Source organism: Slackia heliotrinireducens DSM 20476, from assembly GCF_000023885.1.
GTDB classification, from domain to species: domain Bacteria; phylum Actinomycetota; class Coriobacteriia; order Coriobacteriales; family Eggerthellaceae; genus Slackia; species Slackia heliotrinireducens.
The window spans coordinates 1,679,474-1,704,478 of the sequence record NC_013165.1; the positions used below are offsets into that span (position 1 = coordinate 1,679,474).

Annotated in this window: 21 protein-coding genes; 5 read left to right on the plus strand and 16 right to left on the minus strand. The window is 58.6% G+C overall.

Annotated features, from left to right (window positions below):
* Nucleotides 1-161 precede the first annotated feature (161 nt).
* Nucleotides 162-1,211 carry a ribitol-5-phosphate dehydrogenase gene (locus SHEL_RS07165; RefSeq protein WP_012798585.1) on the plus strand — a complete coding sequence of 350 codons (1,050 nt, stop codon included), beginning with the start codon at nt 162-164 and terminating at the stop codon, nt 1,209-1,211.
* Nucleotides 1,212-1,241: 30 nt separating this feature from the next.
* Complete coding sequence (locus tag SHEL_RS07170; RefSeq protein WP_012798586.1) at nt 1,242-2,855, plus strand: CDP-glycerol glycerophosphotransferase family protein; 1,614 nt, start codon at nt 1,242-1,244, stop codon at nt 2,853-2,855.
* Nucleotides 2,856-2,944: 89 nt separating this feature from the next.
* On the opposite strand, the gene SHEL_RS07175 is transcribed toward SHEL_RS07170, so the two are convergent.
* Genes SHEL_RS07175 through SHEL_RS07200 form a run of 6 tightly spaced genes read right to left on the minus strand, consistent with a single transcriptional unit; the run spans nt 2,945 to nt 8,537 of the window.
* Nucleotides 2,945-4,057, minus strand: a complete 1,113-nt coding sequence (locus tag SHEL_RS07175; protein ID WP_012798587.1) for a CDP-glycerol glycerophosphotransferase family protein — start codon at nt 4,055-4,057, stop codon at nt 2,945-2,947.
* 12 nt (nt 4,058-4,069) lie between these two features.
* The gene (gene tagD / locus SHEL_RS07180) at nt 4,070-4,534 is read right to left on the minus strand and encodes a glycerol-3-phosphate cytidylyltransferase (RefSeq protein ID WP_012798588.1); all 465 of its coding nucleotides are present in this window, start codon (nt 4,532-4,534) and stop codon (nt 4,070-4,072) included.
* Between the two features lie 12 nt (nt 4,535-4,546).
* A complete protein-coding gene (locus SHEL_RS07185; RefSeq protein ID WP_012798589.1) occupies nt 4,547-5,722 on the minus strand; it encodes a glycosyltransferase family 4 protein in 1,176 nt (391 codons plus the stop codon).
* Between the two features lie 5 nt (nt 5,723-5,727).
* On the minus strand, nt 5,728-6,522 hold the full coding sequence (locus SHEL_RS15740) for an ABC transporter ATP-binding protein (protein ID WP_012798590.1): 795 nt from the start codon (nt 6,520-6,522) through the stop codon (nt 5,728-5,730).
* The gene (locus SHEL_RS07195) at nt 6,512-7,321 is read right to left on the minus strand and encodes an ABC transporter permease (RefSeq protein ID WP_012798591.1); all 810 of its coding nucleotides are present in this window, start codon (nt 7,319-7,321) and stop codon (nt 6,512-6,514) included. The genes SHEL_RS15740 and SHEL_RS07195 overlap by 11 nt, the downstream gene beginning before the upstream one ends.
* Nucleotides 7,322-7,352: 31 nt before the next feature.
* Nucleotides 7,353-8,537, minus strand: coding sequence for a CDP-glycerol glycerophosphotransferase family protein (locus SHEL_RS07200; RefSeq protein WP_012798592.1), 1,185 nt, complete (start codon nt 8,535-8,537; stop codon nt 7,353-7,355).
* Nucleotides 8,538-8,653: 116 nt separating this feature from the next.
* On the opposite strand from SHEL_RS07200, the gene SHEL_RS07205 reads away from it, so the two are divergent.
* Nucleotides 8,654-9,958, plus strand: a complete 1,305-nt coding sequence (locus SHEL_RS07205) for a CDP-glycerol glycerophosphotransferase family protein (protein ID WP_012798593.1) — start codon at nt 8,654-8,656, stop codon at nt 9,956-9,958.
* A gap of 247 nt (nt 9,959-10,205) precedes the next feature.
* Here SHEL_RS07205 and SHEL_RS07210 read toward each other — a convergent pair whose 3' ends face one another.
* Together SHEL_RS07210 and SHEL_RS07215 are read right to left on the minus strand one after the other, a co-directional pair.
* Nucleotides 10,206-10,499, minus strand: a complete 294-nt coding sequence (locus tag SHEL_RS07210) for a hypothetical protein (RefSeq protein ID WP_012798594.1) — start codon at nt 10,497-10,499, stop codon at nt 10,206-10,208.
* Nucleotides 10,499-11,611: a membrane protein gene (locus SHEL_RS07215; RefSeq protein WP_012798595.1), complete on the minus strand. Its 1,113-nt coding sequence runs from the start codon at nt 11,609-11,611 to the stop codon at nt 10,499-10,501. The genes SHEL_RS07210 and SHEL_RS07215 overlap by 1 nt, the downstream gene beginning before the upstream one ends.
* Before the next feature lie 311 nt (nt 11,612-11,922).
* On the opposite strand from SHEL_RS07215, the gene SHEL_RS07220 reads away from it, so the two are divergent.
* The gene (locus tag SHEL_RS07220) at nt 11,923-13,695 is read left to right on the plus strand and encodes a phosphotransferase (RefSeq protein ID WP_012798596.1); all 1,773 of its coding nucleotides are present in this window, start codon (nt 11,923-11,925) and stop codon (nt 13,693-13,695) included.
* Nucleotides 13,696-13,764: 69 nt separating this feature from the next.
* Here the strand turns inward: SHEL_RS07220 and SHEL_RS07225 are convergent, their stop codons facing one another.
* The 7 genes from SHEL_RS07225 to recN form a co-directional block, all read right to left on the minus strand.
* Nucleotides 13,765-15,996 carry a glycosyltransferase gene (locus SHEL_RS07225; protein ID WP_012798597.1) on the minus strand — a complete coding sequence of 744 codons (2,232 nt, stop codon included), beginning with the start codon at nt 15,994-15,996 and terminating at the stop codon, nt 13,765-13,767.
* Nucleotides 15,997-16,175: 179 nt separating this feature from the next.
* Nucleotides 16,176-16,658, minus strand: coding sequence for a universal stress protein (locus SHEL_RS07230; protein WP_012798598.1), 483 nt, complete (start codon nt 16,656-16,658; stop codon nt 16,176-16,178).
* A 95-nt stretch (nt 16,659-16,753) separates the two neighbouring features.
* Nucleotides 16,754-17,866, minus strand: coding sequence for a UDP-galactopyranose mutase (glf, locus tag SHEL_RS07235; RefSeq protein WP_012798599.1), 1,113 nt, complete (start codon nt 17,864-17,866; stop codon nt 16,754-16,756).
* 80 nt (nt 17,867-17,946) lie between these two features.
* Nucleotides 17,947-19,164, minus strand: a complete 1,218-nt coding sequence (locus SHEL_RS07240) for an MFS transporter (protein WP_041422516.1) — start codon at nt 19,162-19,164, stop codon at nt 17,947-17,949.
* A gap of 246 nt (nt 19,165-19,410) precedes the next feature.
* Complete coding sequence (locus tag SHEL_RS07245) at nt 19,411-19,662, minus strand: hypothetical protein (RefSeq protein ID WP_012798601.1); 252 nt, start codon at nt 19,660-19,662, stop codon at nt 19,411-19,413.
* A 5-nt stretch (nt 19,663-19,667) separates the two neighbouring features.
* Nucleotides 19,668-20,558 (minus strand): homocysteine S-methyltransferase family protein, encoded by an 891-nt coding sequence (locus SHEL_RS07250; protein WP_012798602.1) that lies wholly within the window; start codon nt 20,556-20,558, stop codon nt 19,668-19,670.
* Between the two features lie 582 nt (nt 20,559-21,140).
* A complete protein-coding gene (gene recN, locus SHEL_RS07255; RefSeq protein WP_012798603.1) occupies nt 21,141-22,751 on the minus strand; it encodes a DNA repair protein RecN in 1,611 nt (536 codons plus the stop codon).
* Between the two features lie 204 nt (nt 22,752-22,955).
* Here recN and SHEL_RS14865 point away from each other — a divergent pair, with 204 nt between their 5' ends.
* Nucleotides 22,956-24,299: a DNA-deoxyinosine glycosylase gene (locus SHEL_RS14865; protein ID WP_012798604.1), complete on the plus strand. Its 1,344-nt coding sequence runs from the start codon at nt 22,956-22,958 to the stop codon at nt 24,297-24,299.
* Here SHEL_RS14865 and SHEL_RS07265 read toward each other — a convergent pair.
* Nucleotides 24,296-24,955: an HAD family hydrolase gene (locus tag SHEL_RS07265; protein WP_012798605.1), complete on the minus strand. Its 660-nt coding sequence runs from the start codon at nt 24,953-24,955 to the stop codon at nt 24,296-24,298. The genes SHEL_RS14865 and SHEL_RS07265 overlap by 4 nt on opposite strands.
* Nucleotides 24,956-25,005 lie beyond the last annotated feature (50 nt).

Sequence of the window (25,005 nt, forward strand, 5' to 3'; positions counted from 1 at the left end):
AGCAATTGCGCCCGGGCGTCTTTTTCTCTATGGCGCATCTTTGCCCAATCGGCGGCTGAAACATGCGTGCTTTTGTTGGCAGTCGGGACAAAACGGCACCGTCGAATTACAATGGGCAAAACACGATTACCGATACAAGCACACACCCGTAAGGAATGCATATGCTGAACAATATTTATAGGCTTGAAAGGCCCGAGACCTTCGCGGTCCATACCGAAGAGCTCGTCGAGACCGAAGGCTACGCCACCATCCGTCCGACCCATCTGGCCATCTGCGCCGCGGACCAGCGCTACTGGTCCGGCAACCGCGACCCGAAGGCCCTCAAGAAGAAGCTCCCCATGGCGCTTATCCACGAGGGCATCGGCGTTGTCGTGAGCGACTCCACGGGCACGTACGCCCCGGGCACAAAGGTCGTCATGGTGCCGAACATGCCCGACCCGGACGACCCCGACAAGCTGAGCAAGGAGAACTACTCCCGCGCGAGCAAGTTCTGCTCCAGCAGCATGGACGGCTTCATGCGCGACTACGTCACCATCCCCACCGAGCGCCTGGTGCCCTTCGGCAACAACGTGGATCCCATGGTCGCCGTCATGGCCGAGCTCACGAGCGTGGCCACCAACGCTGTCGAAGCCTTCAACCAGGTCCGCCATGTGGACCGCAACAACGTCATCGGCATCTGGGGCGACGGCGCCGTGGGATACCTCATGGCCATGGTGCTGCACCAGGAGTTCCCGGACACGCACCTGATCCTGTTCGGCGCCGACGAGGACAAGATGGCCATGAACGACTTCGTGGACGAGAAGCACAACGTCCGCATCGAGCGCACCGAGGACCTTCCCGCCGTGGACCACGCCTTCGAATGCGTCGGCGGCGTGGGCGGCTGCACCAGCGCCATCAACCAGATCATCGACCTGATCCGCCCCCAGGGCGTCATCGGGCTCATGGGCGTGAGCGAGATGCCCGTGCCCATCAACACCCGCATGGTCCTCGAGAAGGGCCTTACGCTGCAGGGCAACTCCCGCAGCAGCAAGGGCGACTTCGAGCGCGCGGTCGAACTCTTCGCCCGCCCCGAGGTTGCTCGCCAGGTCCGCAAAATCGACAAGGACGTCTTCCCCGTCGCCGGCATCGACGACGCCCAAGAAGCCTTCCGGTTCGACATGCACAGCCCCTTCAAGACGGTCATGCTCTGGGACACGCCCATTTCGGAATAACGAACCGTTTACAGCACGAAAAGAGATTGCATGAAACTCGCACGGTATTGGTGGGAACGCACCATCCTGTTCCTCGAAGTTGACCCCGCCACGCCCTTTGCGGCCGATGAGAAACTGTATCTGCAGCTCATTCCTGCAGACGATTCCGAAGCACCCGAACCTTTCGCGGTTGATAACTGCGCACGGATCTCCGACACGGTCATGTCCGTGCGCTTCCTCATGGGCGTCGCGAACGACCCGGTGCCTGCAGGCACCTACCGTGCCCTTGTGCAGCGCGACGGAGCATTCACGCCCGTCGACGTTTCCGAAATAGGCATTCCGCTGCTTTCGCTGGACAACAAGCGCTCAGACGTGTTCCTGTACATTCGTGCCGAATGCTACTATGCAGCCGTCCCCGTCGATCGCGACGGAGAGCTCGCTTTCAAGGTCACGAGCAAAGCCGCCCCGGGCCACAAGCCTTCGGCCCATTACAGCAACAAGGCCGAAATCGCCGAGAACCATCGGCTCCTGATCCACAACTACAAAGCAGGGCTGCTCATCTCGTTCTTCAACTTCTTCAAGAAGACATGCAGGGTCAACCCCAAAAAGATCCTATTCACTTCAGACAGCCGGGCCAACCTGTCCGGCAACATGGAGCCACTGTATAAGCGCATGCAGGAACGCGGCATTACCGACAACTACAAGGTCGTGTTCTCGTTTAAAGAGGATGCCGTGCATCGCCGCAGTTTGTGGTCGCTCATCAACCTGCATTACCATCTGGCCACGTCGAAGCTCATTTTCTGCGACGACTACCAGTCGATGCTGTACCGCCTGAACTATAGGCCCGAACAGCGTCAGATCCAGCTTTGGCACGCATGCGGCCATTTCAAGACGGTCGGATTGGGGCGCATCGGCACGCTTGCAGCCGTCTCGCCTTTCAACATCAGCCATCGCACCTACACCGACGTCATTGTGGCATCTGACAGCGACGTGCCCATCTACGGTGAAGCCTTCGGCATCCCCGACAACCGCGTGAAGCCCTTAGGCATCCCCCGCCACGACTGGCTGCTGGACAAGGATTGGCAGGCCGAAAAGAAGAAGACCTTCCAGGAGACCTTCCCCAACGCCGACGGCAAACGCGTGGTGGTGTTCGCCCCGACGTTCCGTGGCGAAGGCCGTCGCACCGCCTACTACGATTACGACCTGCTGCAGCCCGAACGGCTGGCGCAGTTCTGCCGCGAGCACAACCTGTTCTTCATTTTCAAGATGCACCCTTTCGTGCTGCAGGAGCCGCCCATCCCCGCGGGCTGCGACGATGTGTTCGCCAACGGAACGCCAATTCGCGAGATCAACGACATTCTGCCCAGCACCGACATCCTGATCACGGATTACTCCTCTGTCGTTTATGAAGCGTCGCTTTTGGGCATCCCCACGCTCTATTACGCCTTCGACAAGGAGGAATACATCAGCGAGCGCGACTTCTACGAGTCCTACGACGATTTCGTCAGCGGCAAGATCGTCTACACCTTCGACGAGCTGCTCGACGCCATCGCCAACGAGGACTTCGAGCTGGAAAGGCTCCAGGATTTCGTCCGCAAGAACTTCAAGCACATCGACGGTCACGCCTGCGACCGCATCATCGACGAAACCATCCTGAAGGCCTAGTCCCACTGTGTCAGTAGGGACGCATGCAACTGACACATTTTTGTGTCAAAAGGAAACGTCCCTACTGACACATTTCAAGGATAGGTTCGTTATACGTGTTTCAGGATTTCCGAGGCTATGCGCGAAGACGAGCCTGGGGTGCAGCCGTCGAGATAGGACATCAGGTCGTCCTGCAACTCGTCGTACGCCGTTTGCGGCAGGTTGTGAACCTTGTCGGCCAATTCGGAAACGCTCATGGCCATGGTGGCAGGATGATCCTCGGGGAAGTCCCGAATGAAACCCACCCGCTGCTTGTAGTCCTCGATGTCAGGCGTCAGGAACAACACCTTCTTACCCAGAAGCGCCGCCTCGAAAATAATGGACGAATAGTCCGTCACCACAAAATCCGACCGCTTCATGAGCTCGATCGTCGGCGTGGACCCCTTCGTTCCACCGGACAGAAGCTTGCTGACGGGGTGCGCCGAGAAGATAACCTCGATGGAATCGTCGTCGGCAAAGGCCTCCTGAATCTCCTTGAACGTGGCCTCGACAGTACCCTGCTTGTTCTCCAGGGTGGGCGCATACAGAATGCGCGTCACCGATCCGTCGTCGACCAGAGCCTCTTCGTCTTCGGGGTCGAACTTCGGCGGCTCTAACACGCTGTCGGCACGCGGAAGGCCCAGCGGCAGGAACCTGGACGCCGGGTATCCGAAAGCCGGACCCACGATTTCGGACGTCTTCGTACCCGATGAGACGATGGCGTCGTAGTTGCGATGCATGCATAGGATGCGCGCCTGATCTTCGGAATGGCCGCCCGGCTGCCCCACCGTCATGAGAGAGAACTTCTTGAAACCGCCCAGCGCATGCCACAGTTGCAGCACCCACACCTCCTGGCGCAGGTTGGGAATGCACACCGCCGGCACGTAGCCGTCCACCACGATGACCGTGGATGTGGCGGCGTAGCGCAGCTGGGTCAGCATGAAGAAGCCGTTCTCGACAAAAGCCCGCAACGAGTGGTCGTCGCGCTTGCAAAGCACCACGATGTCCAAATCAGGGCGCTTCCTGAGCAGCTCCTCCTTCAAAAGGCGCATGTCCAACGCAAGCTTCTTGCTGTTGGACTGCCGCGACATCATGACCACACGATGCCTCAGCGGAAGCACCGTGTACATGGCGTATACAGCCCGAATGCCCCAGCGGGCGATCCAATACAGAACCTTCTTCATGCGTTTGGCTCGCTAGTGCTTCAGCTCGTTTTTGACGTCGGTGGACGAGATGCCGTCGGTGCGGTCCAGATACACGACCTCGCAATAGTCCTTCAGCACCTCGAACCGCGGGTCGCCGCGCCAGTCGCCGCCCATGACCACGATATCGATGTCGTATTTCTTCACGTCGTCGATCTTCTGGTCCCAACGTTCCTCGGGAATGACCAGGTCGACATAGCGGATGCTTTCAAGCATCTCCTTACGCACGCCGTAGGAATAGAAGCTCGCCTTGCCTTTGCCGGCGTTGAATTCATCGGTAGAAAGAGCCACCACAAGATAGTCACCCAGCTTGGAGGCACGACGCAACAGGCGGATATGTCCGTAGTGCAGAAGATCGTAAGTGCCGTAGGTCAGCACACGTACCGGTTTGCGGTATTCTTCATCATTGGCGAAACGCACTTGAGGAATCTCGGCGTTGTTGTTCTCGACTTGAGGCATAGCGGCCTCCTTCTAGTTGTCCTTCGGTGCAGCCTTCTCGACTTCTTCCGGCTTCTTTCCGCCATGCCTGTGGGATGACGGAATGCGGCCTATCCGCTTATTGTAATAGTGGCGCAGCACGGGTTCAAGAATACCCAGCCGCCATACAATCATAAACGACCCGATCGCCAGAATGACGAACACGACGAAAACAAGCATGCCTGCCGTATTCGAAATGGCGAATGCACCGATGGCAAGAAACGCTGTCCAAGCGTACAGGATCAACACCGACGTGCGCATGGAGTAGCCTTCGCGCAGCAGCTTGTGATGCAGGTGCTTCGCGTCAGCCTGCTGGATGGGCTGATGCGCCAGAACCCTTCGGATGACCGCAACCACCGAGTCCATAATGGGAATGGCCGCGATGATGAGCGACGCCGCCAGAACGACCACGGTCGACGACCTGATCACGCCCAGAAGCGAGATGACGCCCAGCATGGTTCCTAGGAACAACGACCCCGAGTCTCCCATGAATATGCTTGCAGGGTTGAAGTTGTACCGCAAGAACGCCAACGTGACGCCCAGGGTAACGACGCAGAACATGGCCGTTTCCATACGAAACTTGCCCAGCGCGACCAAAAACAGCGTGAACGTGGCGATGGCCGTGATGCCAGCCGCCAAGCCGTCCAAGCCGTCGATCAGGTTGATGACGTTCATGAACGCCATTAGATACAGCACCGTCAAAGGATAGGCGAACCACCCGAACGTGATGAATCCTGCGCCGAAGGGGTTCTTGATCGATTCCAGCAGAATACCCGAAGCAACAAGAATGACCGCAGCGATAATCTGGCCGATCATCTTATGGAAAGGCCGCAACGCCTTCACGTCGTCGATCACACCGGTGATGACGATAGCTGTGAATCCCAGCACAACACCAGGATAGAACACGCTCAGCGTAAACGCCGACTGGTAGAACACGTTCCAATCCAGGAACTGCTCCCCTATGAATTCGACCAGCAAAGCCGCCATAACGCCTGTATACATGGCCAATCCGCCCATGCGCGGGATAGGCGTCTTGTTCACGCGGCGATAGCCCGGGTAGTCGATGGCATTCAGCCTGAAGGCCAAGCGCTTGACCACGGGCACCATGACGTAGGTCACCAGAAAGGCAACCGCCATGAGCAGCAGGAGATGTGGCAGCTTCGATACCATGTCGACTAGTTTCGATTCTCGTAGAACGCGATGGCGTCCTTGATGCTGCCCTCGAAGATATCCTTCCCATGCTCGAGCACAATGCCGCGGCTGCAGAACTCCTTCGCCGCCGAGCTGGAATGGGTTACGAACAGGACCGACACATGGCGGTCGGACATGATCTCATGGACGCACTGCTGGCACTTCTTCGAGAACTTCCTGTCGCCAACGGACAATGCTTCATCCACGACGAGGATATCGGGTTTGATAGAACTGGCGAATGCGAACCCCAGGCGGGCTTTCATGCCGCTGGAGTAGGTACGCAGGGGCTGGTCGATGTAGTCGCCGAGCTCGGCGAACTCGATGATGCCGGGTTCAAGCTCGGCCATCTGCTCGTCGGAAATGCCCCACAGTTGACCACGGAACTTGATGTTCTCACGCCCCGACAGCTGCGAGTCGAAACCGGCGGACAGCTCGAGCAGGGCGCTTACACGGCCGTGCACCTCGACCTTTCCGTGTGTCGGATACGTTACGCCGGTGATGATCTTCAGCGCCGTGGACTTGCCGGCGCCGTTGTTGCCTAGAAACGCCACTGCCTCGCCTCGGGCGATGGTGAACGACAGGTCGTCGGAGGCGTTGATTTCCTTGTACGGAACCTTCTTGCTCAGCGTAGCCTTGAATCGGGCACGGTCGTTCTTAAAGAGCTTGTAGGTTTTCGTTACGTGCTCGAACGAAATGGCTATGGGATTCGTGGCGTCTTCATCACGAATGATGACAGGACGCTCGTAGGGAATCTGAGCGGTATCACTGTTAGAGGACATCGGCCACATCCTTCCTCAGCTTACCGTAGAAATACAGCATGATGACCGTGGTCGCGACGAACACGACGACGAAAGGAACAAGGATTTCCGGCTTCTCCCAAATCCAATACTTGTCGCACAGCGAAGCCCTCAGGCAGGTGCAGAAAAATGTGATGGGGTTGAACGCCAGAAACGTCTGCAGCCAATCGATGGGCAGGTTCGACACGTTGTATATAATGCCCGAAAGCCAGAACAGAGGCTGCGTCAGCGCTTTGATGAGCTGGTGGAAGTCCTTGCTGATGGCGCAAAGCGGCGATGTGAGCATGGACAGCATGATGAAGTACACAAGCATGAGCAGCGCACTTGGAATAACCTGCAGCACATGTATATCCAGGCTGGTGCCGGTAAGGATGCAAAGCGCAATCATACCCACAACCAAAATGGTGAACACGATGAACTGTGCCAAGGCGTAGAACGTCGAAATGATCGACATAGGGAAATGCATGCGGTTTACCAGATACGGATACCGACGGTAAATGCTCGTACCCGTGTTGAGCATGGACTGCATGAAGAACCAGGGGATCAAGCCGCAGCTGAGCCAAAGGATATACGGATAATCGCCGACGCTGTGTCCGGCACGAAGACCGAGGGCGAGAGCGAACCAGAAAACTCCGATGTACATCAACGGTTTGATCATAAGCCAAACCCAACGGAACGCCGTGCCGCGGACTTCCTTCTTCAAGTCAAATACGGCTAGGTTCATCAGCTGGTGGCGCCACTGCCAATGTTCTTGGCATATTTCACGCAGGGTATCTAACATGCAGCCTCCCCGCAAAAATCAGCAAACATTTCTAACGATGGCCTTTCTGCTCAATGAGTGTATCACGATAGCATTCTTCGATGAATTCCGCCACGCGAGAGCATGAACCTGGGCCAATTCCTTCAAAATAACCGTCCACAAACCTCGAAAACGCCTCGGACGCATACGTGTCTTCCTGCGAAACAACTGCCGCCAGCTCGTCAGGGTCGACGAACGTCCCCTCGGGGAATATCTCCAGTGGATCGATGTTGAGCCCTGGGGATTGCCGGTACTCGACGATGTCGGGCACATAGAAATACACGGGCTTGCCCACCAGCGCCGCTTCGAACGATATGGCCGAATAGTCCGTGACTACGCGGTCGGCGAAAGACAGCAGGTCACGGCTGGGGGCACCCGGCACGAACTCAACGTTGCGCATGGCTTTCGCCGCTTCCTTGTCGCAGCCCGGATCCAAGGGGTGGCCTGCCACCAGAAGCCGGCAGCCGCAAGGCTGCAGCGCCTGGGAAAGCCGCGCCACCTCTCGCGTCATCCAGCCCTCGGTGCCGGCACCTCGTCGCAGGGTTGGCACGTACAGCACCTTGAACGCATCGTCTGCCAAACACGGATGCTTTTGGCGAAGCCGTTCTACATTGCGCATATGCGGCGATTCGGGAGCTGTATCCAACAGGTAGTCCATGCGCGGCAGGCCCAACGGCACGATGCGGTCCGGTTCGTAGTTGAACGCCTTCGAATACGCATCGATAGCGCCTGGACCTGCGGCGACGATGTAGTCGTAATTGCGGTGCATACGCATGGCGTATGCAGCCTCTGACGAATAGTTCGCAGGCGTATCCAGCGATTGGTAGCCGAACTTCTTGATGGCGCCGAACGCATGCCAGATCTGCACGACGCGGGTCTGTTTGTCTAGATGCCTCGGGATGCTGACCGACGGAATGGCGCTTTCAAGCACGCACACGCGGGACCGCGCGCATTGGTTGACCATTACGAACAGGGATTTGATGAAGGCGAACATGTTCTTGCGCTCCGAGTCGGTGGTGCACAGCACCACTTCGGCCTGCGGCAGGCGACGATGCAACTCGTCGGCGAGCATACGCAGATCCAGCGACGGCTTGCTCCCCTGCCGCGACATGAGGACGATGCGGTCGCGTTTGCCGCGTATGGAGCAGGCCGCATACACGGCGTCCATTGCGTTGAGCGCTATCGTATAGATGAACACGCCGTTCCCTTCGCTGGAGCATCAATTCCGATCATCACATCAAACTATGCAATTATATCTCACCCCTCATGTTAAAATGCCCTGCATTACAAGCTGATACATGGAGGGTTACAGCTATGTCGATAATGGTTACGTTGAACCGCAAGTTCCGCAAGCCCATGCTTGCATTCATGAAGAAGCATCCCAGGTTCCGCCGCAACGGCCGCAAGGTGTATTACGACTTCCGCGGGCAGCTTTACAAGAACCAGGCGAGCAAGGTCCCGACCAACGAGAAGATGGTGGTGTTCGAGAGCTTCGGCGGCCGCCAGGTCAGCTGCTCGCCGCGCGCCATCTACGAGGCCATGCTGGCCGATCCTCGGTTCGACGACTGGACGTTCGTGTGGTCCTTCCGCAAGCGCTCCATCAAGAAAATGCAGCAAGATCCGATGATGGAACGGGCGCAGCTTGTGGCCCGCTGCTATGACGACTACTTCGAGATCATGCAGCAGGCGAAATACTGGGTTGTCAATACCCGTGTGCCGGAGTACGTGCATCCCAAAGACGACCAGGTATATGTGCAGTGCTGGCACGGCACGCCTCTGAAATGCCTCGGATTCGACGTGGCCATCGATTCGCAGAACGCCTTGAACTCCACCGAGGAGCTGGCCTGGCGTTTCGGAATCGACTCCGAAAAGTGGAGCTACCTGCTCTCCCCTTCGCCCTACACGTCGCTTCATCTGGCCGACGCCTTCGGCCTTCCTGAAGAGCGCCGTGCCGACGTCGTGCTTGAAGAGGGCTACCCTCGCAACGACCGCATAGCCGCCACCTGCGCCGATCCGGACACGCTTGCGGCTGCAAAGGCCGAAATCTGCGAGAAGCTGGGCATCCCTCAGGACAAGAAGCTCTTCCTGTACGCCCCCACCTGGCGCGACGACGCCTATCAGGCTGGTAAGGGATACGTAATGGAGGACACGCTGCTGGACTTCAACCGCCTGCGCGAAACCATGGAGGCCGACGGTTGGATCGTGCTGTTCCGCGCGCACTACTACATCGCCAACAAATTCGACTTCGAACCCTACGAAGGCTTCGTCTACGACGTGTCGCGCGGCGTGGACATCAACGACCTGTACATCATCTCCGATGCGCTTATGACCGACTACTCGAGCGTGTTCTTCGACTACGCCATTACGAAGCGCCCGATCCTGTTCTTCTGGCCCGACTGGGAGCACTACGCCAATGCCATCCGCGGGTTCTACTTCGACTTGAAGGAGCTGCCCGGACCGCACTGCTTCAACATGGATGACGTTGTCGAGGCCATCGGCAAGCTCGATTCCTACGACGAAATGTACGGCGAGGCCTACGCCGAGTTCCGCCAGACCTTCTGCCCCAAAGACGACGGCCACGCCGCCGAACGCGTCATCAACAAGGTGTTCGACGTGTAGCGCGTGCCTCATGAAAAGACATTCGGCCTCAAGTGAGCTCGCAAGGCTCCGCCTCGAAGCCCGCGCCGGCCTCGCATCAAATGACGCGAGGCCGTTTCCATTGGCTGCGATTAACGTCGCAAGGAATTCGTGCATCTGACGGGTTCGAGGGAAAGCGCTTGCTCGGTGCATAAAAAAGCCCCTCCGCCTGACCGATCAAAAGCTGGTCAGACGTTGGGGCCTTTCTCATTCCTGTGGGAAAGACGTATTAGGCGGGATTGCTGTACTTACCGATGTAGCGGTCGATCATGTCCTCGCCGAACTCGGTCACCTGGTACCAGATGCGAAGCTCGCCGTTGTCGTCAAGGTCGCAATTGGACTCGTCAAGAAGCCCGTTCTCCTTGGCGGTGGCCAACGCTTCTTCAACATCCTTCAAGGTCAGAAGCTTGTAGTCGCCGTATTGAGGCTTGAGGGCCGCCACCACACCTTGGGCGCAATCCTGGCTGCCACCAACGAAATGCTTCACGATGGCGTAATACAGAGGCATCAGTTCGTTGCTCATTATGCGTTCACCTTTCCCTTACGGCCAAGCACGTCAAGCGGGTTGACAGCGATGCAGAAGATGCCGATGACCATGATGATGGCGCCGAACCACTGGATGGGCGCCAGCGGCGGATAGAACTCTGCCATGCCACCGATGTTGAGCAGACCCATGATGACCCAGATGAAGAACGGGCCCCAGAAAGCATACATGCCATTGCAAGCCATGCCGAGCGCAGCGCCGCACATGGAGTTGCCCTTGTACCAGAAGGAATAGGCAGGCATGGCGAAGAAACCGGAGATGACGAAGATGAGCAGAGCCGGGTTCGTGAACGCAGCCGCCGCGAGCTGTGGGATGGCACTGGGTTCGCCGCCGATCATGGACAGCAGCGGGAACATGACCAGAAGCTCCAGAAGACCTGCCGTGACCTGGCGGATGGTGATGCCGATGCGGTAATCGATGAGGATGGTGCCGAATCCGGCGACGCAGCCTTCGAAACCCCAGCCGAACGCCGCGAAGAACGCGAACAGGCAGCCGAGCAGCGCTTCCGGTCCGATGGTGGCGAAGCTGGTGCCGCCGATGATTGCGCCTGCAACCAGGCAAATGAAGATACCCAGGATCTTATGGCCGTTCAGCTCCTGCTTGAAGAAGATGCGGCCCAGGATGGCGCCGATAGCGCAGTTCAAAGCTGCAATAGGAACGATGACGCCGGGGTTGCCCGCCGCCGTGGCGGAGTTCAAACCCACGATGTAGGCCGTGGTGGCAAGCGGTCCGCCCACCATGGCGCACACGATCATAATCCAGCCGGGCTTCGTCTTGACCGTCTTCCAAAGGTCTCCCAGCTGACGGTTCTTCGCGCACATGACAAGCGACCACACGCCGCTGAAGAAGTCATTGATGCCTGCGGCGAGCGCAGCCAGCACGAAGGTGATCACGAACGGGCTCAGTGCAGGGTTGCCATTGCCCCACTCGGTTCCGGCGAACCACTCGCCCCAGACACCCTGCGTTTCGGCAAGGGTCAGAAAGCCCGTATACAGGCCGTAGCAGATGCCGGAGGCGATGGCGAAGGCGATGCCCCTGACGAAGTACTTCCGACGTCGCTCTTCGCGAAGTGCGGCAACGTTCGCATCCATGTGCGACACTCTCCTCTCAACGAAGCGGTGTGGAAGGTTCCACACGCTCTGTCATTTCCATGGCGTGCAGTATAGCAATACTTGTTCAATTTGTTTGGACATTTCACAACTTTTGGACATTTAGACATCATTCGCCCAGAACAGAACCGTTTATCCCGATTTTCAAACACTGAGCCCCTAACTGAGCAATCCTCGGAATTCCGTTTGGATTTTTCATTGTGAACATACTTCCCGCCCCTGTATACTGTTCATGCAGATACAATACGTTCATCCAACGTGAACACAAACAAGATTCAAGGATGGCCTTACACATGATCACACGAAACGAATTCGAGACCCTCTGCGCAATCCGCCAGAACCCTGGCGCCACGCAACGCGAACTCGCCGACGCATTGGGCGTGTCCCTCGGAACCGTCAACAACGTGCACCGCAGCCTCACGAAAGCCAAGCTCATCGAAGAGGGCCGCATCACGGCGCGCGGTCTGAAGGAGCTGCGTCCTTACAAGGTCGAAAACGCGGTCATCATGGCGGCCGGCCTCTCCTCCCGATTCGCGCCCATCTCCTACGAGCGCCCCAAAGGCCTGCTGAAGGTCCGCGGGGAGGTGCTGATCGAGCGCCAGATCGAGCAGCTCATGGAAGCTGGCGTGAACGAAATCGTCGTGGTGGTCGGCTACAAGTGCGAGCTCTTCTTCTATCTTGAAGAAAAGTACGGCGTGCAGATCGTCGTGAACCACGAGTACGCGTCCAAGAACAACCACTCCACCCTGATGCGCGTCCGCGAGATGCTAGGCAACACCTACATCTGCTCCTCGGACGACTATTTCACCACCAACCCCTTCGAGCAGTACGTGTGGAAGGCCTACTACTCCGCGGAGTTCTCCGAGGGCCCCACCCGCGAATGGTGCATGGAGACCGATCGCAAGGGCCGCATCGAGAAAGTGACCGTCGGTGGCGAAAACGCCTGGTACATGACGGGCCATGCCTATTTCGACAAGGCGTTTTCCGACCGTTTCGTCGAGATTCTGGAAGCCGAGTACGACGACCCCCGAACGGCCGACAAGCTGTGGGAAGAGCTCTACATCGAGCACATCGACGAGTTCGACATGGAGATTAAGGAATACGAACCCGACGTCATCTTCGAGTTCGATTCCCTGGACGAGCTGCGCGACTTCGACCCGCTGTTCCTGGAGAACGTCGACTCCAGCATTTTCGACAACATCGTGGCGGTGCTCGGTTGCGACAAATCGGAAATCCGGGACGTGTACCCGCTCAAGCAGGGCCTGACCAACCTCTCCTGCCACTTCACCACTGACGACGGCGAATACGTGTACCGCCACCCCGGCGTGGGCACCGAGCAGATGATCGACCGCAGCGCCGAGGTTCAGGCGCTCAACCTGGCGAAATCAATCGGCATCGACAAGACCTTCGTGTTCGAGAACGCCAAGACCGGATGGAAGATCTCCAAGTTCATCAAGAACTGCCGTGAACTGGACCCACGCGACGACGCGCAGCTGGCCGAAGCCATGCAGGTGGCCCACAAGCTGCATGGGCAGAACGTGTCGCTGGACCGCCACTTCGACTACCTGCAGGAAGGCCTGAAGTACGAAAAGCTGCTGCTCAAAAAGGGCCCGATCAACGTGCCAGGGTATGAAGAGCTGAAAGCCCAAGCCGAAAAGGCCCGCGCCTACGCCGCGCAGGACAACGCGCCTGAATGCCTGACCCACAACGACTTCTTCAACCTCAACCTGCTCTACGACGAAGAAGGCAACCTGTCGCTCATCGACTGGGAATACGCCGGCATGTCCGACTACGCCAGCGATTACGGCACCTTCGTTGTGACCTGCATGCTGAACGACGAAGAAGCCGACCGCGCACTGGAGCACTACTTCGGCCGCACGCCCACCCTCGAGGAGCGCCGCCACAACTACGCGTTCGTCGGCCTGGCCGGCTGGTGCTGGTACGTGTGGTCGCTACAGAAGGAATCCGAAGGCGACTATGTCGGCGAGTGGCTCTACACCTACTACCGCTACGCCAAGAAATATCTGCCCAAGGCCATCGAGCTGTATGAGCAGCCGCAGGAGTAACCGCGCAACGCCCATAAACGTTTCAGGGGTGAGGAATCCGCTTCCTCACCCCTGTTCTTTTCGGTCGGCTTACCGTACGACAAGCCGTTTTCCCTGGTGTGACAGCAAGTGCGCAGGGCCCACCTTGTTGACGGACAGCCCCTTGAGCTTGGTTGTCTCGCGCTGTTCGGTGTCGTAGTACGTCAGCAGCTTCAACTTCCAATTCCCCGTCGATTTCGAGAAATCGTTTGCATCCACCTCGATCTTCCAATCACCGGTGCTGTCGGGGCAAACCTCCCGCTCGAGCCTGGCATGCTCCCCTTCGGCAACCAATACGATGCGCGCATGTTCGAAGGTGCCGTGCTCGAAGACGGCCTTGCCGCACACGGTAAACTTCTTGCTGGCGAGGACCGACGCCACGTCGTGCAGATTCACGTCGGGTGCGGGCTCGGTGGCCAAGGTCATTTCGGGCCAAGGCTTCTGCCCGTCGAAGCATTTCGCCCAACGGGTTTTCGCCAACACCCGCTTGAGCGCCGACTTCGCCGCAGTGGTGCTGATCACACTTCTGAACGCAAGGCGCGTGAGGTGTGTGACCGCATGGTTCGCCTCTAACATGTGCACATGCGTGCCCACGTGGACGCTGAGCGCCAGGGGCTTATCATGGTCGATGAGCCCTTGCAGCTGCTCTGGCGTGAGCACGACCTCGAATATGTTCGTCCCGTTCACAGGATTGAGTTTGAGCGTGTTGCCGAGCCGCGGGTACATGGCGAAATCCCTTGAGTACACGCACACCTCGGGCTCCGACTCCAGGCAGTCGGCCACAATCCTGCTGTCGAGCTCGAAGCGGATATTGAAATCGCCGGCCTCGTTGAGCTGCGCCACGCAAGCAGAGGCTTCCCACCATTCCACATAGGCCGTGCGCTCTAAGAACCTGTCGGCATACGACGCCTCGCGGGCATCCATCCAGGCCAGGACTTCTTCCCAACGTTCCATGATCGCGTCGTCGGTAAACAGACCGCGGGTCTCAAGGGCATGCTGCGACATTTCAGCCAGAAGCTCGTCGTTGCCCAGCACTTCCACGATGGCACGTGCCAAGGCGTTCACATTGTTCAGCGGCACCAACCGTCCGTTCACGCCGTCCTGAATGAGCTCGGCGGGTCCGAACTTGCAGTCGTACGCGATAACAGGCGTGCCGGCCACAAGGCTTTCGGGAATGGCCAGGCACAGCGCCTCGGTGCTCGACGTGAGCAGCGACACGTCGTAGTCCGCTACGATCTCGGAGGCATGCTCCACGTATCCGCGGAAGTTGACGATGTCGGCGACGCCGCACTGTATGGCCATGTCCTTCAGATACGCCATCTGGGCACCTTCGCCATACACGTCCAGTGTCAGGCCCTCGATGGACTTCGCCGCCAGGGCCACTGCCTCGATGGCCTGATCGACCTGCTTGGTATCCACCAGCCGGGTCACCATCACGGCACGCTTGCCGTTTGAGTCCTTGGGCTTCAGCTCAGGCTCCACGATAGGGTGTTTGATGATGAACGTGCCGTCACGATGGCCGTAGCGGTTTTGGAAATACGACCGCTGCCGCTCGGTCAGAAACACCAACGCGTCGAACTGCTCATGATGCGTCACAATCCTGTGCGAAAGGTCCTCAAGCGGCGAATCGATTTCCATTGGCGAACGGACATGGCTCGCATGGAACACGGCCGCCTTCTTGATCGACATGTCGAAGGGATTGTCGGAGAAAACCCCTTCATGGAAACGGCTGTCCAGGATGAAATACGCGTCGGGATACTTCGCATGCAAGACGGATATGAAATGCTGACGCAAGGACAGAAGGGACGGATACACGCGGCGCTCACCGTTTGCCGTGACGATGCAGAAATAATCCTTTTTGTCTTTGTCATACCTGCGGGCCAGGTACATCAGACCGTTCGAATCATAGTATCGCTCGTCGAAAGGCACCTCGTCGGGCTTGCGCGCAATGCGCTTCGAGAGCCCGCATTCCGCCTTGAATTGGGTGACTTCCATACCGGCGATCATTTCGGTCGTTTCGACACCTTCGACCCCGTAGTGCTCCCCCGAAAGAAACTCGTGGATATTCAGAAACGTCGCGTTTTCGGGCAGACCGTGCCTAGCCCTCAGGGCTTCGTAGATGTTGGGGTATTCCGGATTGAAATCCATGGTCAGAACCACGACACGAATGCCATGGTTCGCGAACACCCTTGCCCTGTTCAGGGTGGCGTGGGTCAAACCACCCATGTTCACGTTCAAGCGCTTGCAGAGAAAGAATGCTATGCGTTCACCGTGCTCGACCATCAAGCATCTCCTTTCGTTGCGTGAACATGATTATATTATTTTCGGAAGAACATGCGTCCAGGGTCGCCTGCCGAACCAGTAATTTCACACCTCAGAATTCCGGCACGCAACGCGAAGCCACCATACAAAAAGCGACGAGGTGAATCCTCGCCGCTTTTGGAAACCTTATTTGATGAGGTTTACTTCACCGTCATGACGGAGATGTCGGTGGAGTGCAGAACGCCGTAGCTCACGCTGCCAAGCATGGCACGAATGGCGCCAAGGCCGCGACGGCCCATGACGATGAGGTCCACCTCGTGCTTCTCGGCGTATTCGACGATGCCCTCGACGACGGAGGATTCCGCAACGGCATCGACGATGGCGCGCTCGCCCAGAGGAGCCATGATGTCGCCGATGCTTTCTACCTGCTCGGCCTTGGCCTTGTCAAGAACGAGCTGGACGGCTTGCTTGTACTGGTCGTACTCGACGATGCCGGCCGGAACGCCGCCCTGGGTTTCCACGTCGTGGAAGCTGCCCGCGGTTTCGACGCGGTAGGCCGGAACCACCGTAAGCGCCGTGAGCTTGGCATCGGGAAGCGCGGCAACCAGCTCGACGGCGGTGGAGAGCGCCTTCTTGGAGTGATCGGATCCGTCGTAAGGAACAAGTACGTTATTGAAAGCCATGGAAGCTCCTTTCGTCAGGTTCATAGACAATTCAATTATACCCAAACAGCACGCGCTGTACCGCGTTATACCCCGAAGTTTATACGAGTGGGGCTTTACGGCTCGATTTTCAGCTCCGCCCGCACCAGTTCGAAGGCAGCGGCGATAGCCTTGTCCATGTCGTAGTACTTGTATCCGCCCAGACGGCCCGCAAACACCACGCGACCCTCGCCTTCCGCAAGCTCCGCATACTGCTTGTACAGCGCTTCGTTGCGTGCGTCGTTCACGGGATAGTAAGGCTCGTCGCCAGGCTTCCAATCCGACGGATACTCGCGGGTGATGACGGTCTTGGGCTGGGTGCCGAACTCGAAATGCTTATGTTCGATAATGCGGGTCCAAGGCACCTCGCGCTCTGTGTAGTTCACCACGGCCACACCCTGGTGGTTTTCCTCGTCGAGCACCTCGCTTTCGAAGCGAAGTGACCGGTACTCCAGTTTGCCCAGTTTAAAGTCGTAAAAATCGTCGATGGGACCACAATAGATGATACGGTCGGCGATGTCCGGTTCCGCAGCGATCAGGTCGCGGTACTCGGTGTTCAGCCGGATGTCCACTCCTTCCAGCATGCGCTCGACCATGGCCGTGTAGCCGCCCATAGGGATGCCCTGGAACCGGTCGTTGAAGTAGTTGTTGTCGTAGGTGAAACGGCACGGGAGACGCTTGATGATGGAAGCCGGGAGGTCTTTGCAGTCGCGACCCCACTGCTTCTCGGTGTAGCCCTTGACCAGGCGCTCGAAGATGTCGCGTCCCACGAGGGAAAGCGCCTGCTCCTCAAGGTTCTCGGGCTCGCCGATGCCTTCGGCAGCAATCTGCTCGTCTATCTTGGCGCGCGCTTCGGCCGGCGTGACCACGCCCCACATCTTCGAGAACGTGTTCATGTTGAAAGGCATGTTGTACGTCTGCCCCTTGTACAGGGCAACGGGGCTGTTCACGTAGTTGTTGAACTCCGCGAACCGGTTGACGTATTCCCACACGTCCTTGAGAGACGTATGGAAGATATGGGCTCCGTAGACGTGGACGTTGATGCCTTCGGTCTCTTTCGTGTACACATTGCCGGCAATATGGTTGCGACGATCGATGACCAGGCAGGTTTTGCCAGCCCGACGCGCAGCATTGGCGAATACGGCACCCGTCAGGCCTGCACCGACGACAAGGTAATCGTATTGAGACATGGGTATCCTTTCGTGTTCGGTGGCGCGCAAGCGCCGATGAGCCCGCTTATTGTACCGCAGTTCCCCTAAGCCGCGGCGGTCTAGGCAGGAACGCTGCGATGGCGTACGTAGGTGCTCAGCACGATGACGGATGCGGCCACCGCAAGCACCAGGAAGATGCCGTACGACACGACATAAGTTCCGAAGATGTCGCACAAGACACCTGGGAACAGATTCGCGACGAAACCTCCCGCCGAATACGCCACCTGGAAATTTTTGACCGAGCGCGCGTAGTTCTTCGGGTCGGCCATCTCGATGGACCAGATGCTGATGCCCACAGATCCAAGGGTTAGCCCGAATCCGTAGAACACGACGCTCAAAAGCGCCAGAGCCTTGAGCCCCAGCGGAGCCATGCAGCACGTGAGAAGGCCTATGATGCTGAAGCCGAACAGGATGCGCGAGGATCGGTATGTTCCCAAAGTGTCCATGAGCCTGCCCGACAGGTATTTACCTGCGGTCAGGCTGACGCCCACAAACGACAGCAGCATAGCCACGAAATGCGGGTTGAAGCCTTCGCCGTTGTAAAGGACCGAAATGTAGGCGGGCGAGCCTACGGCCACAACACCGACGAAAAGCATGGCCATAACCAGGAGGAACCGCTCCGTTTTGGTGAGGGAGGCGCCCATTCCCGTGTGATGGGAAGGCCGTGGGTTCGCAACGTTCTCCCCTTCATCCGAATACGGCTCCAAGCCCATGTCGGCCGGATAGTTCCGCAAGAGTGCCAGAATGACCAGCGCTCCGCAACCGGCGAAGGCAGCCTCTCCGAAGAACGCCGCGGACAGCGATACATCGTGGATCACCGGCACGGCAAGCAGCGGCACCACGATGCCCGCCACGCCGCTACCGACCGCATTGATGCCCAGGGCGTTTCCGATACCCGAGCGATACCAGCGGTTGGTCAAAAGCGTTGCGCCCACCATGCCGCCCAGGGCGTATCCAAGCCCGGATATCATGGCGCCCACGAGGAACATGACGAACGAGTGGGCGAACCCGTACACGATGAAGCCAGCCATGGTGCAGAGGGTGCCCAAGAAGATGCCGACCCGGCAGTTGAGCAACGAGTACCAGCGGTCGACGAACATGACGGCCACCATGGACACCAGCGTACGCGCCGCAAGGATCATCGATCCTGCGGTGTCGCCCACGAGTTCGACTACATAGGGTTGGTACACGTTGAAGGATGTGCTGGGGAATCCGATGTTAATCAGAACGAAAAGGAAGCAGCAGAACGTGATCACGCGTTCGTAGTGATTTCTCATGGTATCGATGCGCCTTGGCGCGGTCACCTTCTTCTACAGTGCCTTTTGCAGTCCGACGCACCATTCTATTCGCGTTGCATGAAAATTAAAGGCGGTTTCGACTAAGTTCGCAGAGCCAACAGAATCGGATGCAGCCCACGGCACCATCGAAGACCCAGCTGTGCAAGCTCGTCCCAAAACCGAAAACGACGGCCGAACGCGCGCCTAGCGCATGCGGCCGTCGTTTTGAATCCGTTTTTCCAATCGTTATTCGACCGTGCCGTACACGTAACCCCAACCGTGTCCCGCAATGGTCGAGTTGAGCTGCGTCACCAGCATGATGCGTGTATACACTCCCGGAGGCAGCCGCTCGACAACGGCCAGCAGGTCCGGATGGATATCGAAGGACTCCGCCGCGATGATAACGTCAATACGGCGGACTTCCTCCGCGTTCTTATACAGGTGATCGACCACGATCTGAAGCTGTCCGTAGGCTTCGCTTCGTTCCAACAGCGCCATACCGTCTACCTTCGCGCGTCCAAGCCGTAGCACACCGCCGCGAGGGCGCCCGTGTAGGCCGGGGTCGCTTCGCCAACAGCACGCAGAAACTGCGCTCCCGCCTTGAAGTACTGCACGGCAGCCTGGGCCAGGTGGTCGGGCGTGGGGTACGGGTTGTCTGGCAGCGGCCCCAACGTGGCGCGGCGCTTCTCTGCTTCGGTAGCCTGCTTGATTTCAACCTGCACCAGGATGGGCTTGTCGATTTCTTGCGCCATCTTCGCGACTATGGCAGCAACGGCGTCCGTGTCCGCAGCTGTTCGTATGCCCACGACATCGGCGCCCTCCATACAGCTTACGGCCTCATGTGCGGGCATGCCGTCGAAGAACCCGTCGGCGTCCAGCGTGACAGATGCGAACAGCGGCATGTCGGTCGCGTCGCGCACGCCCGCGATGGCGCACTGCATATCCGCCGCGGTGCGCATTCCGTTGAGGAACACGCCGTCTATCTCGGCCCCGGCGACCAAAGAAGCCGCGTCGGCGTACTGCTTTCGGCTCTGCTTGCGGGAGGCGCCGCTTTCGGGGTCCAAAGGCAACCCGCATGGACCGATTTCGAAAACGATGTGCTGAGGCGTGCATTCCTGTGCGGCCTCAATGGCGCTATCGGCAATCTCCTGAGCATGGAGTTCCATGCGCTTGTGCGCCAAGCGCGCCTTGCAGATGCCTTCGGTGTTCGTGACCAGGCACGCCGCACCGGCAAGCTGCTCCATCGAAAGCGCGTCGTGGACGGTGTCCCCTTCGAAAAGGCTCACGAACTCGGCGTCATTGTCCAGATCGACGCCCTGGCGAGTCAACGCGTAATCAATAGGTGCGCTCATGACCAGCATGTCTTTATGGAATCGCAATTGAATATCGGCCATACAGGCCCTCCATTCGTCATTAGAATCCGCTTTGCGGCCAACGTGAATTCGCCGCGTGTGTCACATAGTATATCCTTTTGATGCCGCCCGAATCCCCAAGGAAACGTCTTCTCCCAAGAAGCGCATCCAAGCCGTTATGCGTATGCAATTGCATTCATATGTCAAAGGCAAATGTAAGCCTTGGTTAAATTCCCTTGTCAAAAGTACGTGTCCGCAATTTAGTACAGCTTTGCTTCACGATACCAACACAGGCACACCATACGTTCTTGAAACGAAGTTGCTACAATTACGCTGTACGCGGAATCCCTCCCTCCAAAAAAACTACCGCGTATCTGCTTTCCCAAGCAGAAGCGGCACACAATGCCGCTTGATCCCCTCCTTGTATGAGGTCCGGCACTTCGCCGGACCTCATCTTTTATAGAACCACCATTGCTCTTGCCTTCAAAAAGCACCGTTGCTCTTTCACGTACGAGTCCAAGCTGCAGGCCATAAAGCCCCACGCATCATCTTCTCGATAGACCTGCCGCGCGTATCGAAGCCTTCGTTCGAAGTTTCCTTCCAGCCAGTTTGAATATCCCTTTGCTAGTCAGCCAAAAGCTCGCGAGCATGGGCCAAGGACGCCGCGCTGGTATCGCCTGCCAGCATGCGCGCAACCTCGAACACCCGATCGTCGCCTTCAACCACATCTAACAAGGTGACATTCATACCGTCGGCGTTCTGCGACTTGCTGACCACGAAATGCCGATCGGCGCGAACAGCCACCTGAGGAAGGTGCGTCACGACGATGACTTGGTGCGTTTTCGCAAGGTCGGCAAGCACATCGGCCAACGACACGGCAACGGATCCGCCGACGCCAGCGTCCACCTCGTCGAACACCAGCGTATCGCGAGCATCCACCTCGCCCAGGACCACCTTGCATGCCAACATGACGCGGCTAATCTCACCGCCGGAAGCGATGCGCGCCAACGGACGCAGCGTCATCCCCTCAGATGCCCGGTACATGAACTCCACGCTTGACGGACCAGATGCCGTCCATTTCGAACGCTCGAGCGGAGCCACCTGGCATACCACTTCGGCACCGCCCATCTTCAAACGTCCGAGCTGGACGTTCACGGCTTTCGAAAAGTTCGGCGCGGCAGCGTTGCGGGCCTTATCCAAAGCTTCGGCAGCTTCCCGTAGTTGCGCTTCAGCCACCTCAACAGCCTGTTCAGCCTCCTTCAGACGGTTGTGGGAATCATCCACGCCAGCCACGATCTCGGCCGCTTCGGCACGCTTGGCCAGCACGTCCTCCATGCGCGGTCCCCACAGGCGAATCAACCCGTGGAAGGCACCCATGCGTTCCTGCAGCTGCTGCAGTAGTTCTGGGTCCCTGTCCACTCCGTCCCGATACCGGCGCACGTCCCTCGCCACGTCCTCAAGAAGATAGGACGCCTCCTGCAAGGACCCGGCGCTCGACCGCAGCGACTCGTCGTATTCTGCCATGTCGTCAAGCAGCGCCGCAGCTTCGCGCACAAGCTCCAACGCCGCCCCGTCGGCAGAGATGCAGCGGTATGCCTGATCGGCCGAAGATGCCAGCTCCTCGGCATGCTCGACACGCGGAAGCCGTTCCTCGATCTCCTCATACTCGCCCTCGCGGGGATCCACCTCGTCGATGCGGGCCAGCACGAAACGCGCCTCCTCAAGCATCGCCGACGAGGCCTTGCCGGCCTGACGCACAGATTCCAAATGCTCCTGTGCCTCTTTCGCAGCCGCGAGCGCCTTTCGGTACGCGGCTAGCTCGGCTTCGTCTTTCGCCCAGGCGTCCAGCATGACGGCGTGGTTCGCAGGCTTCAGCAGGTGCTGGTGTTCGTGCTGGCCGCACAGGTCAACCGTCGATCCCAGGGTTGCCGCAAGCATCTTCACCGTGGCCATGTCGCCGTTGATCGTGCCGCGGCTGCGGCCGTCAGACGTCAGCCGACGCTCAGCAACCACTTCCTCGTCGCCGACGAAGAACCTGCCTTCGACCCTAGCCGCATCCGACCCGTCGCGGACGGCCGACGAGTCGGCGCGCTCCCCCACCAGCAGCTTGATGGCGGATAGCAGCGCCGTCTTGCCGGCGCCGGTCTCGCCCGTCACAACGGTCAGCCCATCGCAAGGGCTGAACACGGCATCTTCGATTAACGCAACGTTCTGCACGTGGAGCTCGTCTAACATTTCCTGCCTTTCGGTCCGTTTCGTCTACCCCTATTATCCCCCAGACGCAAGCCCGAATCGCCGAGAACCTGACCCTTGCCGAAACCTGATATTTGCCTGACCTGCATTCGAATCCAACCTGAACGGAACCTTGCGAAAACCTTCTTCCGCAATCGCACATGAGCACGTAATATGGAACGGAACCGCAACCGATAGGAGCACATCATGACAGCATCGTCCGAACATATCGTCCACGAAATCGAGCCCGTGTTCGACCGGCATTCGCGCGTCCTTATACTGGGAACCATGCCCTCCCCCAAATCCCGTGAGGAAGGCTTCTTCTACGGGCATCCGCGCAACCGCTTCTGGACGGTGCTCGCCAGCCTGTTCCATGAGCCGGTGCCTGCAACAAACCAGCGCAAACGCGACCTGCTGCTGCGCCACGGCATCGCGCTTTGGGACGTGCTGGCATCCTGCGACATCGAAGGAGCTTCCGACGCGAGCATCAAAAACGCGAAGCCGAACGACCTGACGCGCATCACCTCGGCAGCACCCATCGAGGCCGTGTTCTGCACCGGAGCCAAATCCGCCGAGCTTTACCGCCGCTACTGCGAATCCCAAACGGGCATACCCGCAGTCCAGCTGCCCTCGACCAGCCCCGCCAATGCGGCTATGGATACCGAGACCTTGACGGCCGCCTACCAGGTCATTCTGGACCACCTTGAAGCGCCCCGTCACGTGGCGCTTCATGTGCCTGAGGTCGTCGCGCTCGAACAGGCTATCGCCGCAGACGGAACGTCTTTGGCCGAGCTTATGGACCGGGCCGGCGGATTCCTGGCGTTTTACACCCACACGCTGCATCCGGAAGGCCGCATTGCCGTTTTGTGCGGGACGGGCAACAACGGAGGCGACGGTTGGGTCGCCGCCGGCTGGCTGGCCGAAGCAGGCCATGACGTGGTGCTTATAACCCCCAGATCCGCCGACGAACTTCGTGCCGAACCCGCAAAATCAGCTGCACAAAAGCTTATGCAGGCCTTGCCGGAATCTTGCCGAATCCTGATCGCCCCCGAAGCCGACGCGGTTGCGGCCGAGTTGAAGGCCGCCGACGTCATAATAGACGCCATCCTCGGCACCGGTTTTTCGGGCGACTCCGTCAAGGAACCCTTCGCCCGATGGATTGAAGAAGCGTGCGCATGCCGCGAATCCGGAACCGCCGTCATCGCCGCCGACTGCCCCAGCGGATACTCGGCAGAAACCGGCAAAGCGGCTTCGCCATGCATCAAAGCCGACGAAACGGTGACCATGATCACATCTAAGGTGGGATTGGAGCGCCCATGGGCCTTCACCTACTGCGGCAACGTAACCGTGGCGCCCATCGCCTACACACGGCCTTATCTTGATGAAACCCAGCCGGACGAACCCGAGGAGCAGCCGGCCGACGCACCAGCCCCAGGCAAACCCGACGAGCAGTTCCGCCGCCCTGAAAACGAAGACGACGACGGGTACGATCCGTATTCCGACCGTCCCGCAACCCCCGAGCCGCTGTTCCAGCAAGACCCCTGGAACTAGCCGCGCCGCACAATCCCGTCGAGCACCGAAAGCAGCTCGGCGAACGAATCGCAGAAGTAGTCGGGCCGTTCGGGCTTAAGGTCTTCGCGTGAGAAAACGCCGTATGTAACCGCGATGGTAGTGCAGCCCGCATCACGGCCTGCGGCGATGTCGTAGGGGCTGTCGCCCACATAGACACATTGCTCAGGTCGCGCGCCGAGCAGCTTCGCGCCCTCCAGCACAGGACCTGGGTCCGGCTTATGCAACGGGCAGTTGTCCGGCGCCACGATGCATTCGAAGTACCCGTCGATTCCTAGATGGCTCAGATTCTGCAAGCAGTTCTCCGAAAGCTTCGATGTGACCACGCCCAGCCGCAAACCGCGCTGCAGCATGGTGCCGAGCGTATTCGCAACGTCGGGAAACAACCGAATCATGCGGTCATGTTCCCGAGCGTTGAATTCCTGGTAGACGCGGAACAGCTCCTCCCGCTTGTCGACATCGGGCGTGAAATCGGCCATCTGGGTCCTTAAGGGCTGGCCCACCTTGCGCCTAAGCACCTCGTCGGGCAAAGCCTCGCCCAGCACCGACTTCGTGGCGTACCTGAAACTGGAAAGAATGAGTTCCTCGGAGTCAACCAGCGTGCCGTCATTGTCGAAAAGAGCTGCTTTCAATATCATTTCGGACCTCCACGCCCTTGGAAATAGTAATATGGCGTAAGCGTCATTTT